This window comes from Nonomuraea pusilla (assembly GCF_900109355.1).
In the GTDB taxonomy this organism is placed as follows: Bacteria; Actinomycetota; Actinomycetes; order Streptosporangiales; family Streptosporangiaceae; genus Nonomuraea; species Nonomuraea pusilla.
The window spans coordinates 1-14,812 of sequence record NZ_FOBF01000004.1 but is presented as its reverse complement, the minus strand read 5'-3'; the positions used below and the strand labels follow the sequence as shown (position 1 = coordinate 14,812).

Genomic DNA, 14,812 nt, shown 5'->3' with positions numbered 1-14,812 from the left:
AACGTGTGAAACTGTCAGAGCCAATCGCGCGATACGCAAGAGACCGGTCTGGCGCAACAATTTCACATCGAACGGGTGTACATGGCCGCGACTAATCCCCCTAAGCCGCTGCTGGACAAGGCCGCTGAAGCGGTGACACGCTTCGGCAAATCCGCCACCATCAAGTTGAACGGCGGCGGGCAACCCGAGGATCAACTCCGTGCGCCGCTAGAGCGGCTATTCGAGGACATAGCCGCAGCCCTCGGTGTCGACGTGGCCATGATCGGTGAGATGTCTCTCGCCACACTCGGCGTACGTCCGGACTATGCCGTGGACGTGGCCGGTGCCCGGGTGGGCTATGTCGAGCTCAAAGCTCCGGGACGCGGCGTGCCGACGACCTGGACGCCGAACAAACACGAGAAGACGCAATGGGAGAAGCTGCGCCTGCTGCCGAACGTCCTCTATACCGACGGCGCTCTTTGGGCCCTCTATCGCGATGGCGAGTTGATCGGGCAGGTGGCCCGGTTGAACGGTGACGTCCGTACAGCAGGCAGCAAGCTTGCTCCCTTCGACGGGGAGTTCGCCCGCGTCGTTTCCGACTTCCTTCTGTGGAAGCCGAACCCCCCTCGCAACATCCGCCAGCTCGTTCGCGCTGTAGCCGGACTGTGCAAGCTGCTGCGCACCGAGGTCCTCGAAACCATCAGCCGTGAGTTGCGGGACGAGGAGAAGCAAAAGATCTTCACTGAGCTCACCACAGACTGGCGCAAACTGCTGTTCCCCGGCCTCACGCATGAGGAGTTCGCTGACGCCTACGCACAGACGGTGACGTTCGCCATGTTGCTGGCGCGGGTGGACGGCATCGCCTTCGAGGGCCGCAGCCTCGGCCAAATCGCCGCACACCTCGGCAAGAACCACTCGCTCATGGGCAAGGCACTAGCCGTACTCACCCATGACGCCGTGGAGGGCCGCAGCGTCGTCGCCGAGACGCTCAAGCGGGTCATCGGAGCGGTGGACTGGGACCGGATCAGCGACGGCTCGGCGGACTCCTACCTTCACCTATATGAGCACTTCCTCGAGGCCTACGACTCCGACCTCCGTAAGGAAAGCGGCTCATACTACACACCGAACGAGATCGTCTCGTTCATGGTCCGCTTCGTCGATGACATCCTGCGCAACCGGTTCAGGCGGGAAGGCGGCTTCGCAGCAGACGACGTCGTGGCCGTGGACCCGGCGATGGGCACGGGAACCTACCTGCTCAACATCGTCAACAGCGTGGCCCGGACTGTAGAGAAGGAGGAAGGCAAAGGCGCGGTTCCCGCCCAGCTGAAGAAGCTCTTCGGACGCCTGATCGGACTGGAGCGACAGGCCGGCCCCTACGCCGTCGCCGAACTCCGGCTGAATCAGGCCCTCAAAACGGAGCATGGAGCCGAAGTCGCCGAGAAGGACCAGAAGCTCTACGTCGCCGACACTCTAGACAGCCCCTTTGATGACACGCACCTTGACCTGGGCTCAATGTACGAGCCGATCGTACGGTCTCGCCGCGAAGCCAACCGAGTCAAGCGCGAGACGCGAGTCCAAGTCGTCATCGGCAACCCGCCGTACCGGGAACGTGCCAAAGGACTGGGCGGCTGGATCGAGCAGGGCGCCGAAAACTCCGGCGTCGGCACGCCGCTGCTCGACTTCAAGGCCACCGGGCTCGGCAGATACGAGTATGTGCTGTCCAACATGTATGTCTACTTCTGGCGGTGGGCGACATGGAAGGTCTTCGACGCCCACCCGGACCAGCCCGCCGGCATCGTGGCGTTCATCACGACCTCCGGCTACACCACCGGCCCTGGCTTCGCTGGAATGCGCGAGTACCTCCGCCGGACAGCCGATGAGGGATGGATCATCGATCTCTCACCGGAGGGACACCAACCTGACGTGTCGACTCGTGTCTTCCCCGGCGTTCAGCAGCCGCTCTGCATAGGAATCTTCGCCCGGTACGGCACGGGCAACCGAGAGACCCCCGCGCTGATCCATCACATCAGCCTGGCGGGGCATCGCTCCGAGAAGTTCGCTCGCCTGGCGGAACTGGCCATCGACGGATCTGCATGGGCCGACTGCGCAACCGGCTGGTCGGATCGACTCCAGCCCGTCGAAGGGAAGGAGTGGCGTAGCTATCCGGCGCTTGGAGACGTGATGCCCTGGCAAGCTCCTGGCGTCAAACCCAACCGGACCTGGGTGTACGCCCCCAGCCCCGACACTCTACGGCTTCGGTGGGAGCGCCTGATCAAGTCGCCTGTCGGCGACAAGGCCATCTTGTTTAAGGAGAGCGACGCCCGCAAGGTCGACAGCGTCGTAAAGGCGATAACCGGTTTCGCTGTTCACAAAGGGACGATCAAGGATGAGGCTGGCCCTTGTCCAGCCCCGGTCCGCGTCGGCTACCGATCCTTCGATCGGCAATGGGTGATTCCCGACAATCGCGTTCATCACCGCCCGAGCCCTGATCTATGGCGTGTTGCAAGCAGCTCCCAGATCTTCACCGTTGAACAACATGCCCAGCCGCTTGGGAACGGACCTGGTCTCGTCTTCTCTGCCCATGTTCCAGACATGGACCACTTCAAGGGAAGCGCAGGCGGGCGTGTACTTCCGCTCTACCGTGATCGAGCTGCCGGTTCGCCCAACCTCGCTCCTGGCCTCACGCGCCTACTCGCCCACCGTCTCGGCCTTTCCGTCACGGCACCCGACGTGCTGGCGTACGTCGCGGCGGTAACCGCGCACGGCAGCTACACGACCCGCTTCGCCCAGGAACTCCGAACCCCAGGCATCCGGGTACCGCTCACGGCCGACCCAGAGCTGTGGAACCAAGCCGTACATCTAGGGAAACGCGTCATCTGGCTGCACACCTACGGCGAGCGCTTCGCTGACTCGGCCGAGGGCCGTCCCTCGGGACCCCCAAAACCGGATCCGGTCCACCGTGCAAAGTCACAAGTAGCCATCCCTGGAACAGCTGAAGAGATGCCCGATGACATCTCCTACGACCCCGAGAGTGCGACCCTGCACGTCGGCGCCGGCCGAATCTCACCCGTTCGCCCTGAGGTGTGGGCGTACGAGGTATCCGGGATGAAGATCGTCAAGAAGTGGTTCGGCTACCGCAAGAAGAACCCAGCAGGCCGGAAGTCCTCACCCCTCGACAACATCCACAGCGAAGAATGGCCTGCCGAGTTCACCACAGAGCTGCTGCAACTCCTCCACGTACTCACGCTGTGCGTGGAGCTGGAACCCGACCAGGCCGCCCTGCTGGAGAAGATCTGCAACAGCCCGCTCATTTCCGTCGGCGACCTCGAGCGAGCAGGCGTCTTGCCGGTTCCCGCCATCGCTCGCAAAGCTCCGGCCCCCGAGTCCCCCGAAGCTCCGACCTTGTTGTGATCGCGTCCACTCGAGCTTGCTCGTCCTGGCAACTGCCTAAGCTGATCGCGTGACTTAGGAAGACGCTGCTGTCCCCGAGCGCGTAGGCCGTTCACTGCCATCGGTCTTCTGGAGTTCCCGCCGGTCGCAGTTCAGGAGGTGCTGGCAGCGACGCGGTACCAGCCGGGTGCGGCGGTCTGGATGCCTTCGCCGGGTGTCCAGGACCGCACTTGGGAGCGGGTCAGTCTCCCCGGGTGGTCACCTCCACCGCTGAAGTCTCTGTACACGTCCTTGCCGGTGTTCTCGACCCAGACGAGCGACTTCTGCTCGGCGATGAGCCACCGTTCGAGCCACTCTGCGTCGACAAGGAGTTCGTTCTGGCCAACGTTGACCGAGTGCCGAACGGTCGCGACGAGTTGGCCCGTGTCGTCGGTCCAGCCGTTGCGCCCGTTCCAGTGGAGCTCGCCTGGGGCGAGTCCGAAGAACTCGGGGGCGGGCATGTAGAGGGAGATGGTGTTCTGGTCCCCGGGGGCGTACTCGTACTCGCCGAGGATGCGCCAGGCGGCAGGCTGGGTTGGAACGGTGAGTGGCTCGGTCCATTCATGGCGCATCACGTGGAGGCCCTCTCCGTGGTGGTGGCCGTAAGGAAATTCTCCGATGTACCCATGGTGCATTTCAGGGTTGTTGGCGATGGACTTGCCGAGGAGATCGCGTCCTTCGAGTTCGCTGATGGCGGTAGCAAGGTCTTGGGTCGCGACCAGATGGGTGTAGAGGTGGGTCCAAATGCCTCTGGTGCGCTTCGTGGTGTCGGAGCCGTTGTTCCAGTCGTAGGTGCCAGACAGGACGATGTGGGGGCGGCCTTCGAGGATGGCTTCGTTGACTGCGACGTCTGGGAGGTCGGTGTCGTCGGCGATCCACTCGGCGTCGGTCTTCGCGACGGTGAGTGCCCAGTCGTAAGCGGGTACCCATGGGCGTGGCGTCTGGTCGGCGGGGGCGAACTCGACGATGGTCGGGTCGACTTGCCGGGAGATATGGGTGTGCGGGCCGGGGACGGCGGGCGCCGGCGGGTCCCATCTGTCGGGGGTTTTGGGGGCGTGGTCGGAGACGATGCCGATGAGGCGGTTGAGCGCTATCCACTGGTACTTCTTGCCGATGCGTTCAATCCATGCGGGCTTGGACCGGCCGATGCCGAACTTTCCGACGACGTACCCGTCGAAGGACGCGTGGAGTTGGGGCTGGTACCCGAGGCGGATGACTTCGGTGACTACCCATCGCGCGGCGGCAGGGAGGTCGAGGCCGGGCCGGTCTCGGAGCTCGGGGCTGAGCTGGTAGATGAAGAAGTCGTCGCCGGTGGCCGAGCGGACCAGCTTCGGGTAGCTGCTGGTGTCGTACGCGGCAATGTCTGTGTCGGTGGGCCAGGTGAGGGGCCAATCGCTGGTGTAGGGCGGACGGATCTGGTCGACGGTGACGCCAGCGGGGAGGGCTCCGCGGTTGTTGGCGGCTTCGAGGATGCTGCGGGCGGCATCACGCACGGCGGCGTTCGGGGTGACGGCCGACGGCACAGAGAAGATGTTTTTCCACACCACCTCGGCCGCGGCAGCCCAGTCGTCTTGGGTGCCGTTCGCAAGGAGGGCCGCGTACGCGGCCTCGCAGGCTCGTTCGACGACCCACTCGTCATCGACCACGGTGAACCGGTCCAGCAGCCCGGCCGCCTGGCCCGGGTGGCGGGTCAGGAGACGGACGGCGGCGATGGCTACCGGATCCCGGACGCGGCGGTCGCTGGCGCTGGTGGCCCACAGCAGCGCGGTCACCCACAGGCGGGTGGTGTGTTCACCGACGTGGTCCAGCGGCTTCTCCCTCGCCCACCGGATGAGCCGGTCGACTGCCCCACTGGTGCCGTGGGTGATGTGGAACCAGCCGAGCAGAAACGAGTCGCGGGCACCCATGTTCAGGCCGGTGAGGAACTCATGGAGCCAGTCGGCATTCAGGGGGTGATCGGGGCGGGCGGCGAGACGGAACAGCATCGTCAACGCGTCGGAGCACACGTCAGCCCGGCGGAGCGCGTCGACGACGACGTCGCGGGTGGCGTCGGTGATTGAGCTGTCGTTGCGCCATCCGATTCCGGCCACGACGGCTGCCGCGATGGCGTCGTCGTCCCCGATTTCAGTGCGGAACTCGGTGAGCTCAAGCCCGAACCGTTCCGCGACCACGACGGACATTGCTTCGAGAAGACCCAGGTCGACCGTGCCACCGAGGCCGATGACTCTGCCGAGACGGCCGCCGAGCTCGGCCGTGATGCCGGCGGCCTCGGTGACGTCGGAGAGGGCGTCGGAGACGATGAGGTGGTGTCCGATGCGTTCGAACGTGATGGCGATGATGTCTGCGCCGAAGGGGCTGCCGTCGGGGACGACGTCCTCTTCGACGAGCCCTTGGGCGATGAGCGCGTCGAGGAGTGACTTCTCGGCACTCCGGTCGGACCAGATCGGTGCCAGCTGGGCTTGGGCCTGGGCACGAGTCAGCAACGGATCGCCGCCGCCGTCGGCGATCGCTGAGGCGAGGGCGTGCATAGCCTGGTGGACGAGGCGGTCGGACGGTGAGGCGTCGATCCGGTCGCTAACGATGTTGTTCGCATTGTCGAGGACCATCCGGGTCAGCTCGTCGAGGCCCATGTTGGCCTGGTCGAGGGACAGCCGGGTGTTGTTCTTGAGCGCTTCGCAGACCAGGCGCAGGTACAGCGGGTTGTCGAACTCGCCGTGGATGGGCGGCGACGTCGGCGGTTCGAGGCCGTAGAACGCGGCGTACTCGCTGACAGCTTCGAACTCGACCCCTTCGAATCCGGTGTGCTCGAACCGCGGCAGGGTGAGTCCGGGTGGGAGGACCTGGCCGACGTAGTGCGTGCGGGCTGTGAGGAGGAGCCGGAGGTTCGGGTACCGGCTGACAGTGGTGATGAGCCGTTCGAGGTTGTCGCGCCACGTGGACCGTGGACGGGTGTCGTTGAGCGCGTCGATGACGAGGAGGGTCGGGACGCCTGCGACGCGGGCGCTCTCGTCGAGGAGCGCGATGGCTTCCTCGCTGGTGAGGTCGGACGGCGTCTTTAGCACGTCGCGCAGGTGGGTCAGCGGGTCACGGTCGGTGAACCAGCGGCCGTGCATCATGACGCTGGGGCGGCCCTGGCCGAGGCGCCGGGCGACCGCGTCGATGGCGAGGTAGGTCTTCCCGATGCCGGCGGCACCAGTCATGAGTGCGACCTGGGCGGCGGCGAGCCGACCGACCGGGCTGATGAGGAGTCCGGTGGCGTCAGTGAGCTTTTCGCTGAGTTCGCGCAGGGCGTCGACGGGTGCTGCGGGGAACGACACCTGGTACTCGGCTTGGAACTGCCGCCAGCTCTGGGTGTCCCAGTTGTGGTCGGGGTACTTGGCGTTCATTGCTGCGGCTTCGACAGCTTCTTGGTCGCTGACGATTTTCGACGCCTCGTCGAGCGCTTGAGCAAGGTCGTCTAGTCCAGTGGTCGTGCGCGAGGTGTGCCAGGCGGCTAGCGCGTCAGTGACCTTGGTGGCGGCGTCGAGGGCTGTGCTCAGGTCTGCGGCGAGTACTTCGTCCTTGGCGTTGCGCACGCGGCGAACGGAGTCGTTGACCTGATCGATCTGGTCCCTGACGACCGCCCACCACTCGTCGTCGGAGCAGAGCGCTGCGATGGATCTGGCGGCCGGCACCTCAACGTTCAACTCGGGCATGTACCGGGGCCGGGCGGCGTCTATCGCCTCCTGCAGCCGATCATTCCACCACTGGACGGCGAGGACGTCGGCGTCGAACCAGTACCGGCGCTGGATGCCGGTGGTGTCAAGGCGTTCGAGACGGACGATGATGTTCGTCGCCCACTCAAGCTCAAACTCCACCGTCATGCCGCGGGCGGTGGCCATGGATTTCCAGCCCTCGAGCCAGCCTCCCGGATCGTTGATCTTCTCCAGGAGCGACTTGCCGCGGCCTCCGGTGGGGCCGGTCGGGTCAACCGGGATTGCAATCACGTACTTGGTCAGATTCGGATGCTGGTCAAGGGCAGCCTTGACGGACTTGTCGAGCTGGGCCTTGTCGACGTCGGTGTGGGTGGTCCAGTATTTGGCCTGCCAGCCGTGCTCGGTGCCGCCGGGGAGCGTCCAGTAGCACTCGATGCCACCGTCGCCTCCGGCTCCATGCAGTGAGACGAACTTGGCGTCGGCCGCGGGTGACTCCTGTGCAACCTGTTCGCAGATGAACTGCTCGTACCCGTCGCGTTGCCCACCAGGGCCAAGTGACCGAATCCGCGTGAATTCGACATCGGGGATGTTCACGGGGGTGTCCTTCAGAATGCTGCCGGTCGGGGTCCGGAAGAAACGCTACCGGTCTGCCGCGGAACTCGCGGCCGGGCACTGACGCGCCCGGCCCCCTCTACGCTGGCCGTGGTATGACGTCGAGTGCACTCCTGTGACAGTGATCGCGAGCTGGACGCAAGATCCGCGCACAGACCTCTCGGACGTTGCATTTCGGGCCGGATTGATCAAGCTCGTGGTCGGCGCGGCCCTGGTTGGGGTCCGCAAGGCCTCACCAGGCGGGAAACCCGCCTTGCCCCCGGCGCCGGTGGACCGGGTGTGATGATCGGCGTGAACATCTTCTCGGCGGTCGAGCGAACCGACCCGTCCCCGGCCGAACACGGGGACAGCCACTTTCAGTTCATCGACCGTCTGGCAGGCCCATTCTGGGGCCAGGTTCGGGACCTGATCGAGGACTGGTTCGCTCGGCTCTGCTCGGACGCCCATGCGGACGTCAGGGGACGGCTGCACTCCAGGGACAACCGGCAGTCCAGGGAGCCTTCTTCGAGTTGTACCTGCATGAGTGCCTTCTCCGGATGGGCTACACCGTGACTCGCCATCCGGAAGTCGACGGGACCAATCACCGCCCGGACTTCCGCGCAGAGAAGGACGGCGGCGCGGTCTACGTCGAAGCTCGATCAGCGTCGTCCAGCAACGTCGCAGTGGGCGCGGACGCGAAGGTCAACACCCTTTACGAGTCGCTCGACAAGCTCGACAGCCCGAACTTCTTCCTGTGGATCAACGTGGAGAGGCAAGGGGGCGGCCCGCTCCGGGCTCGCCCGCTGCGCTCCACTCCGGCTTGGTGGATCGACGACTGGGCGGGCGAGGTTCTCTTCCACGCCAACCATCGCGTTACGCCTTTGCCACGTACGACCACTTGCAGCAGGGTCACGGGGAACTCGACCTCGCCTCGATCCTCGCAGCTGCCGAGCTTTCAGGTCGATCGGGGATGTGGCAAATGAGGCGGAACGGCCACTAAAGTGACCACCTTGGATCGTGCCTAGCGTTGTTTCTGCCGCCGAAATGCGAGACTCCGTGACTCAACTCCCTGAGATCAACTGGCATCAGATCCGCGGCAAGGCGCCGTCGGGGTCGCGTCGTGACGGGTTCGAGGAGCTCGGTAACCAGCTAATGATTTACGGCGGTCTGGTCACGTGGCCGTCCAGCACGACGTTTACCACGTTTGGCAACCCCGACGGGGGACGGGAAGGACGAGGCGAACTGCCTGGCGGCGCGGTCTGGGGATGGCAGGCGAAGTACCTGTTCACGCTTGACGACGACGCTCTCGCGCAGATCGACAAGTCGATTCGCCGCGTCCTGACGACCGAGCCCACTCTTGAGCGATACTACGTGCTCATGCCGTACAACCGGCCCGGCGGTGATACCGCCAAGACGAAGAGCGCGTGGACGAAATGGAACGAGCACGTCAGGACATGGGAAACCGCCGCCGTATCGGCAGGTAGGGCGGTGACGTTCGAATACATCGGCGAGACCCAACTCAACGAGTGCTTGCTCCAGCCGTCGCAAGCGGGGCGACTGCGCTACTGGTTCGATCTGGACGTCTTCTCGGAAGATCGATTCCGCCAGATTGCGGCTCGGGCCGAAGCCGACGCAGGCGGCCGATACAGCCCCGCACTGAACGTGGAACTACCCATCCGCGCCGTCTTCGACGGCCTGGCCCATACTCCTGCGTTCGAACACGACATTCGGAACGCACTGGCTACCCTCCGCAAGGCCCGAGGCATCTATGGCCTGTCGGTGCCCAGAGAACGCCCAGACTTGTTCGAGCCCGCAATCGCGATGCTAAACGAGCGCCTCGATGGCCTCGAAGAGCTAGTAACCGAAGCCGCAAGGCAGGCCCGGCAACCACATGGGGTGCTGCCCGACTTCACCCCAGCGATCGAGGCCATAGAGGCTCCCTCAGCGAGCGTCTCGGACCTGCTCCGGCAGCACTGCCTCAAGGATCGCTATTACACCGACAACGCGGGCAGCCTCTACGGCCAGGTCGCGGCGATTCGATCAGCGGTTGCCGAGCTGAACGAGCTGCGCGCCGGTCGTGCATGGCGTGGCTTCGAGGCTGCAGCCATCCTCGTCACCGGCACGGGCGGCGCGGGAAAGACTCACCTACTGTGCGACCTCGCCAAAATGCGTGCCGCGAACGCCTTACCAACGATCATTGCGCTCGGTGAGCAGTTCGAACACGGTCCCATCGAAGCCGACCTGGGTAGGATCATCGGATTTCAAAACCCGGCAAGCCAGCTACTGACCACCTTTGACGCTGCCTGCCAGGCCATCGGCGAAATCGGCCTAATCGTCATCGACGGGTTGAATGAATCGGCCGACCGACAGCTGTGGAACAAATACTTGTCCAGCTTCCTCAACGACGTCGCCAAGTACCGTCACATCAGACTTGTCCTCTCCTGTCGCACCGAATTTCTCGCCGACACGTTGTCGGATATATTGCAGGCTCGGCTCCCTGTGTTTCAACACACTGGATTCGAGGAGGTTCCTCGCGACGCAATTCGGCAGTTCCTCGACTGGTACGGCATCGAGCGGCCCTCATTCCCGATGATGGACCCCGAATTCACCAATCCGCTGTTCCTCAAACTCCTCTGCACGGCACTGATGACCAGCGGAAAGCGCCGCTTCCCTCGCACAGGCATCGGAACATCGTGGATCTACGACAGCTTTCTCGACGCGATGGACATTCGACTCTCAGCCGAGGAACGCTGCGACTATGACCGCACCAGCGAACTCGTCCGCCGCGCCGTCGAGCAAATCGCCGCTGCCATGCACGCCCAAGGTCGCAGGCTGCTCAGGGCGGACGTCGACCGCATCACGTCAGCGCTACTTCCGGACCGTAAATGGAGCCAGAGTCTGCTCAACGGCCTGCTGAAGGAGGCCGTCCTAGCAAACCTCTCGATCGACGGGACCGAGTACATCAGATTCGGATACGAGCGGCTCGGTGACATCGCTCTGGCGAAGCTGATCGCGGCGGACGGCCTTGATGGGGCGAAGGCTGAAGTGAGCCGGCTGGCCGAGCGATGGTTCACCAATGCGGGGGTGTTGCAGGCCCTAGCCGCGGTTCTTCCCGAGGTGTTCGGCGTCGAATTGATCGACATACTGCAGATCTCGACCGCTGAGTATCATCCGGATGCTCATGCTGACTTTCTGCTCAGCCTCGGTTGGCGGAAGCTCGAAGCGGTCAGTGATCGCACTGCGGAGATCGTCATGAAGCTCCAACGCAACCCGGACTTCACCGATGACGCCAACACCGCCGTGCTGCAGGTTGCCACCGTACCGGGCCATCCGCTCAACGCCGAGTGGCTGCACCGTCAACTCGCCGAGCTTACCCTGCCTGAACGGGACGTAACCTGGTCATACTTTTGTGACCGACAGGACGAGCTCGCCGGTCATCTCCCCGGTTTGATTGATTGGGCGTGGTCGGAGGCCAGCTCCGATGCCAACGACGAGACCCGCTATCTCGCGGCACTCGCTCTCTGCTGGACATTGTCATCCTCTCATCGCCCTACGCGAGACGACGCCACAAAAGCAATCATCGCACTGCTGGAGCCGGCGCCGCATCTCTACGACTCGATTCTGCAAGGCTTTGTCAACGGCGGCGACGACTACATCGAGGAGCGATTGCTGGCGGCCGGCTGCGGTATCGCCCAACGCACCTTGAGCCCGAATACCGCTACCGGCATCGCCAAAGCGGTACTTAACTTCACCCTTGGCCGACGATACTGGCCACAGAATTACCTCAGCCGAGACTATGCACGTCGCGCGATGGACGCTGCATTGGAACTCGGCTGGCAGCCCAGTATTGAGGGCCTCGCCACGCGCGTCCACCCGCCGTATGCCTCGGACTGGATCGCGCCGCAACGGTCACCGGCCGAGGTCGAAGAGCTAGCCGGGCCACCGAACTATAGGTATAGCGCTATCCACCATCCCGTGATGTCCGACTTCGACGATTTCCGCAAATACGTTGTCGGTTCCCTGGTCCGCAGCTTCAAGCTCGATGAAGAGATCGATGCCGATTACCTCGGCACAATCCTATTCGAGCAGGCTCTTAAACTCGGATGGACACCGGAGCGCTTCGGCATCATCGACCGGAACTTTCCGCGAGCCTCCTCGCCGGATGGCAAGAAGCACGATGGATACGCACAGAAGTACCTCTGGATAGCCTTCAACCAACTCGTCGGTCGAATGACCGACCGTTATGGACTCAACCCGAGCCGCCGCGACGACCGGCGAACGCGCTACGAGACGCCCCTTGACATCCATGGCCACGACATCGATCCGACGATGCTGCAACGCCGAGCCGAGAATCGGGTCTACGCGGACACTCCCGCCACCTGGTACGCACCCGTCGCCGCAACCTTCCCAGAGCACCTCGATCCCGAGTGGGTGACCAACGACGAGCACAGCCCGCCGGTCGACCGTCTCCTCATCTGCACGAACGCGGCAGGCATAACCTGGCTGGTGCTGGAGGGCCATTATCAGTGGTCGCAGCCACAGAACCCAGACGACGCGGCCGCGGGCATCCCTCACCACACCATTTGGGCCCAAATCCGCTCATACCTCATCGACACGGCGGACGCCGACGTATGGGCGCAATGGGCCGAAGGTAAAGACTTCTATGGCCGATGGATGCCCGAGTCAGGGAGCCCGTCCGGTCTGCTGCTCGCCGATCACCCGTACAAGTCCGACTGGCCTGACCTGGAAGATCGAAACGGCACCCGCTACGGGGAAATGTCCTTGCCGGGGGGCCTCATTGTCGCGACGACCCGATACGGCGGCGTCAACGACTGGGACCAATCGGCAAGCAAACACCTCTACACATTTCTGCCGTCGACGGCGTTCTGCTCAGCGTTGGGCCTAGAGCGTATCGGCGACTTCCAGTGGGGAAGAGCGGGCACGTTGGCGGTGGAGAGCTTCGCGGCCCGCGGAGTGGGTCCCGACACCGTACATGTCACCGCTGAAGCACTTAGCGCGGCGCTCGCTGCGAGCGGGCAGTGCCTGCTGTGGACAGTTCTGGCGGAGAAGGAGACTACCATGTCCGAATATCAACGGCCCCCCGATGGGGAGCCGTTCTCTCGCAGCTACTCGGCGTCATATCTTTTTGACGGAACCAACATTCGACTGCTTGACGCCAACGTGCGCACCCTGCACGTGGCTGGAGGCAGCTCAAACGAGACTTCTTGGAACTTGCCTAGAGACATACCGCTTGAGCCAGCGTAGGTGAAGCAAACACTCACAGTCGGGGGCTCACGCCACTTAGTCTGATGTGGAACTGCAGTTGAGAGGCTCCACTCATGTGCCGTTGAGAACGTTCCTCGACATCCTGCGCCGGGTCGCCCGGCTGCTCCATGGCTGCTCGCACATCTTGATCGTCACCGGACAGCCACCCTTTTTGCGACCACACCCAAAGGGATGAATTGGACATAATATCGACGGTCAAGAACGCATGGTTGCTCGGTGGTTGCTCGCGTGTAAGCGATACAGCGCGATACACATAGGCACAGGCCGACACTCCGGCCGGGAGGATCCCGCTCACAGCGATACAAAACAACACTCCGCGGCACTGGGCGACATCAAAAAACCGACTCATAATCCGTGGGTCCTGGGTTCAAGTCCCACCCGCCCTACTCCTCTTCACCACCGCGTCTCTGGCTTGAGCAAAGGTCTCCACCCATGCCCGGCGCGCTCGGCGGCTTCCGGGGCATGAACCCACGTTGAGCCAGAGCGGCACGGCCGCGTTCCGCAGGTCGTACGGCCGGGCAGCGAGCGGGGAGGTGACCCGGTCGGGGGTGAGGGCGAAGGCCCGCGCTTCCTTCCAGACCTTGGAGATGGTCGAGCCCGAGAAGACGGCGCCGGTTCGCGTGCAGAACAGCCGGCCGACCTCGGCCACGCCGTGCCGTTCGATGTGCTCGCGAAGGATGGCCACCAGCTCCGGAGGGATGGGCACGACGCGGGTCGTCTTCGTACATGGTCCCCTGCACCCGCCGCCCAATCGTCCGGGGCAGGCGGAACCTGTCAAGGATGGCTGTGCATGTAGGACAACCGCGAACGATGGAAGGTCACCGGATGAGGGAACACGCAATGCCATCTCTGACAGAACCCGCCTGACAGTCGCGGAGGTGGGCAGCCAGCGGGGGCAGGGGGGAGGATGGCGTCATATCACAGCGGCAATTACCGCTGCCGCCTCCTCGTTGCTCCGCTTCGTGTGCGCGTGGGCGGCTCCGGCCGCCGCATCGGCCAGGGTTCGCCATCGCGCTTCGCTCAGCTTGCGGTCGGGCCGAAATCCCACGGCCGTGAACCGATAGCACTCCAGCTCAGCGACGTATCCGGCGGTCGCGACCAGCTTCTTGCCGTTGACATGCACCTGGGCGCCACGCTGGTCGTACTGGATGGAGTAGGTGTAGCTGAATCCGAGCGTACTTGTGACCCTGATGCCCCGCGCTACGCCTTGCGCATCCCACGAGATATGGACCGTCTCCGCCATCCGACCCCCTTCTGATCTTCACCTCATCATGCTGGGTAACGGGACAGCTCGGATTGAAGTTCCGAAAGTCACCGGCTGGAGGCATGATCCCGTGTGTGAGTTGAAGATCCGGGGCAGCTTCGGTGCCAGATGATCGGGGTCCTCGATGCTCGTCGAGATCGCTGGAAACTCGACCACCTTACGGGCGTCATCGGGGGTGGCGCATCCGGCTCTGCGACCCCCATGCGGGTCCGTAGGCAGGGCCGTGCTGCGCCGGCCACCTCAAGGACTGACGGCTGTCGTGGCTGCTCTAGTTGTACTTGGCCAAGATCTTGGTGACACGTGGCCTGAGATAATTGATCATGAAGAAGACCTCCGGGCGTAGTGGAGTTGCCGACTTCACCACCGCACGGAGGTCTTGATGGGTCACGCTAACGCTCGACTGACGTTTCATGGCAGATGCCTGCTGGTTCGTCGTGTCGTGTTCGACGGACGCCCGGTCGCGCACGTCGCCGCCGAACTGGGCATCTCCCGTCAGTGCGGGCACCGCTGGGTACGCCGGTTCCGGGCCGAGGGCTGGGACGGCCTGCACGAACGGCGCAGCGGCCCC

At 64.0% G+C, this 14,812-nt stretch carries 6 protein-coding genes; 4 read left to right on the top strand and 2 right to left on the bottom strand.

Annotated elements, in window-relative coordinates:
• Positions 1-81 precede the first annotated feature (81 nt).
• A complete protein-coding gene (locus BMX74_RS09015) occupies positions 82-3,390 on the top strand; it encodes a type ISP restriction/modification enzyme (protein ID WP_256256881.1) in 3,309 nt (1,102 codons plus the stop codon).
• A gap of 131 nt (positions 3,391-3,521) precedes the next feature.
• On the opposite strand, the gene BMX74_RS09010 is transcribed toward BMX74_RS09015, so the two are convergent.
• Positions 3,522-7,697, bottom strand: coding sequence for an NACHT domain-containing protein (locus tag BMX74_RS09010; protein WP_091099610.1), 4,176 nt, complete (start codon positions 7,695-7,697; stop codon positions 3,522-3,524).
• Positions 7,698-8,251: 554 nt separating this feature from the next.
• Between BMX74_RS09010 and BMX74_RS42940 the strand changes: the two genes are divergently transcribed.
• Together BMX74_RS42940 and BMX74_RS09000 are read left to right on the top strand one after the other, a co-directional pair.
• On the top strand, positions 8,252-8,677 hold the full coding sequence (locus BMX74_RS42940) for a hypothetical protein (RefSeq protein ID WP_143078605.1): 426 nt from the start codon (positions 8,252-8,254) through the stop codon (positions 8,675-8,677).
• Between the two features lie 73 nt (positions 8,678-8,750).
• Positions 8,751-12,959 carry an NACHT domain-containing protein gene (locus BMX74_RS09000; RefSeq protein ID WP_143078604.1) on the top strand — a complete coding sequence of 1,403 codons (4,209 nt, stop codon included), beginning with the start codon at positions 8,751-8,753 and terminating at the stop codon, positions 12,957-12,959.
• A gap of 934 nt (positions 12,960-13,893) precedes the next feature.
• On the opposite strand, the gene BMX74_RS08990 is transcribed toward BMX74_RS09000, so the two are convergent.
• A complete protein-coding gene (locus BMX74_RS08990; RefSeq protein WP_091099605.1) occupies positions 13,894-14,223 on the bottom strand; it encodes a hypothetical protein in 330 nt (109 codons plus the stop codon).
• Between the two features lie 400 nt (positions 14,224-14,623).
• Between BMX74_RS08990 and BMX74_RS08985 the strand changes: the two genes are divergently transcribed.
• On the top strand, positions 14,624-14,812 hold a 189-nt coding region (locus tag BMX74_RS08985), incomplete at its 3' end, for a helix-turn-helix domain-containing protein (RefSeq protein ID WP_143078603.1).

Coding starts and splice junctions, on each gene's coding strand:
- BMX74_RS09015 (WP_256256881.1), top strand. CDS start 82: ATGGCCGCGACTAATCCCCCTAAGCCGCTGCTGGACAAGGCCGCTGAA.
- BMX74_RS42940 (WP_143078605.1), top strand. CDS start 8,252: ATGGGCTACACCGTGACTCGCCATCCGGAAGTCGACGGGACCAATCAC.
- BMX74_RS08990 (WP_091099605.1), bottom strand. CDS start 14,223: ATGGCGGAGACGGTCCATATCTCGTGGGATGCGCAAGGCGTAGCGCGG.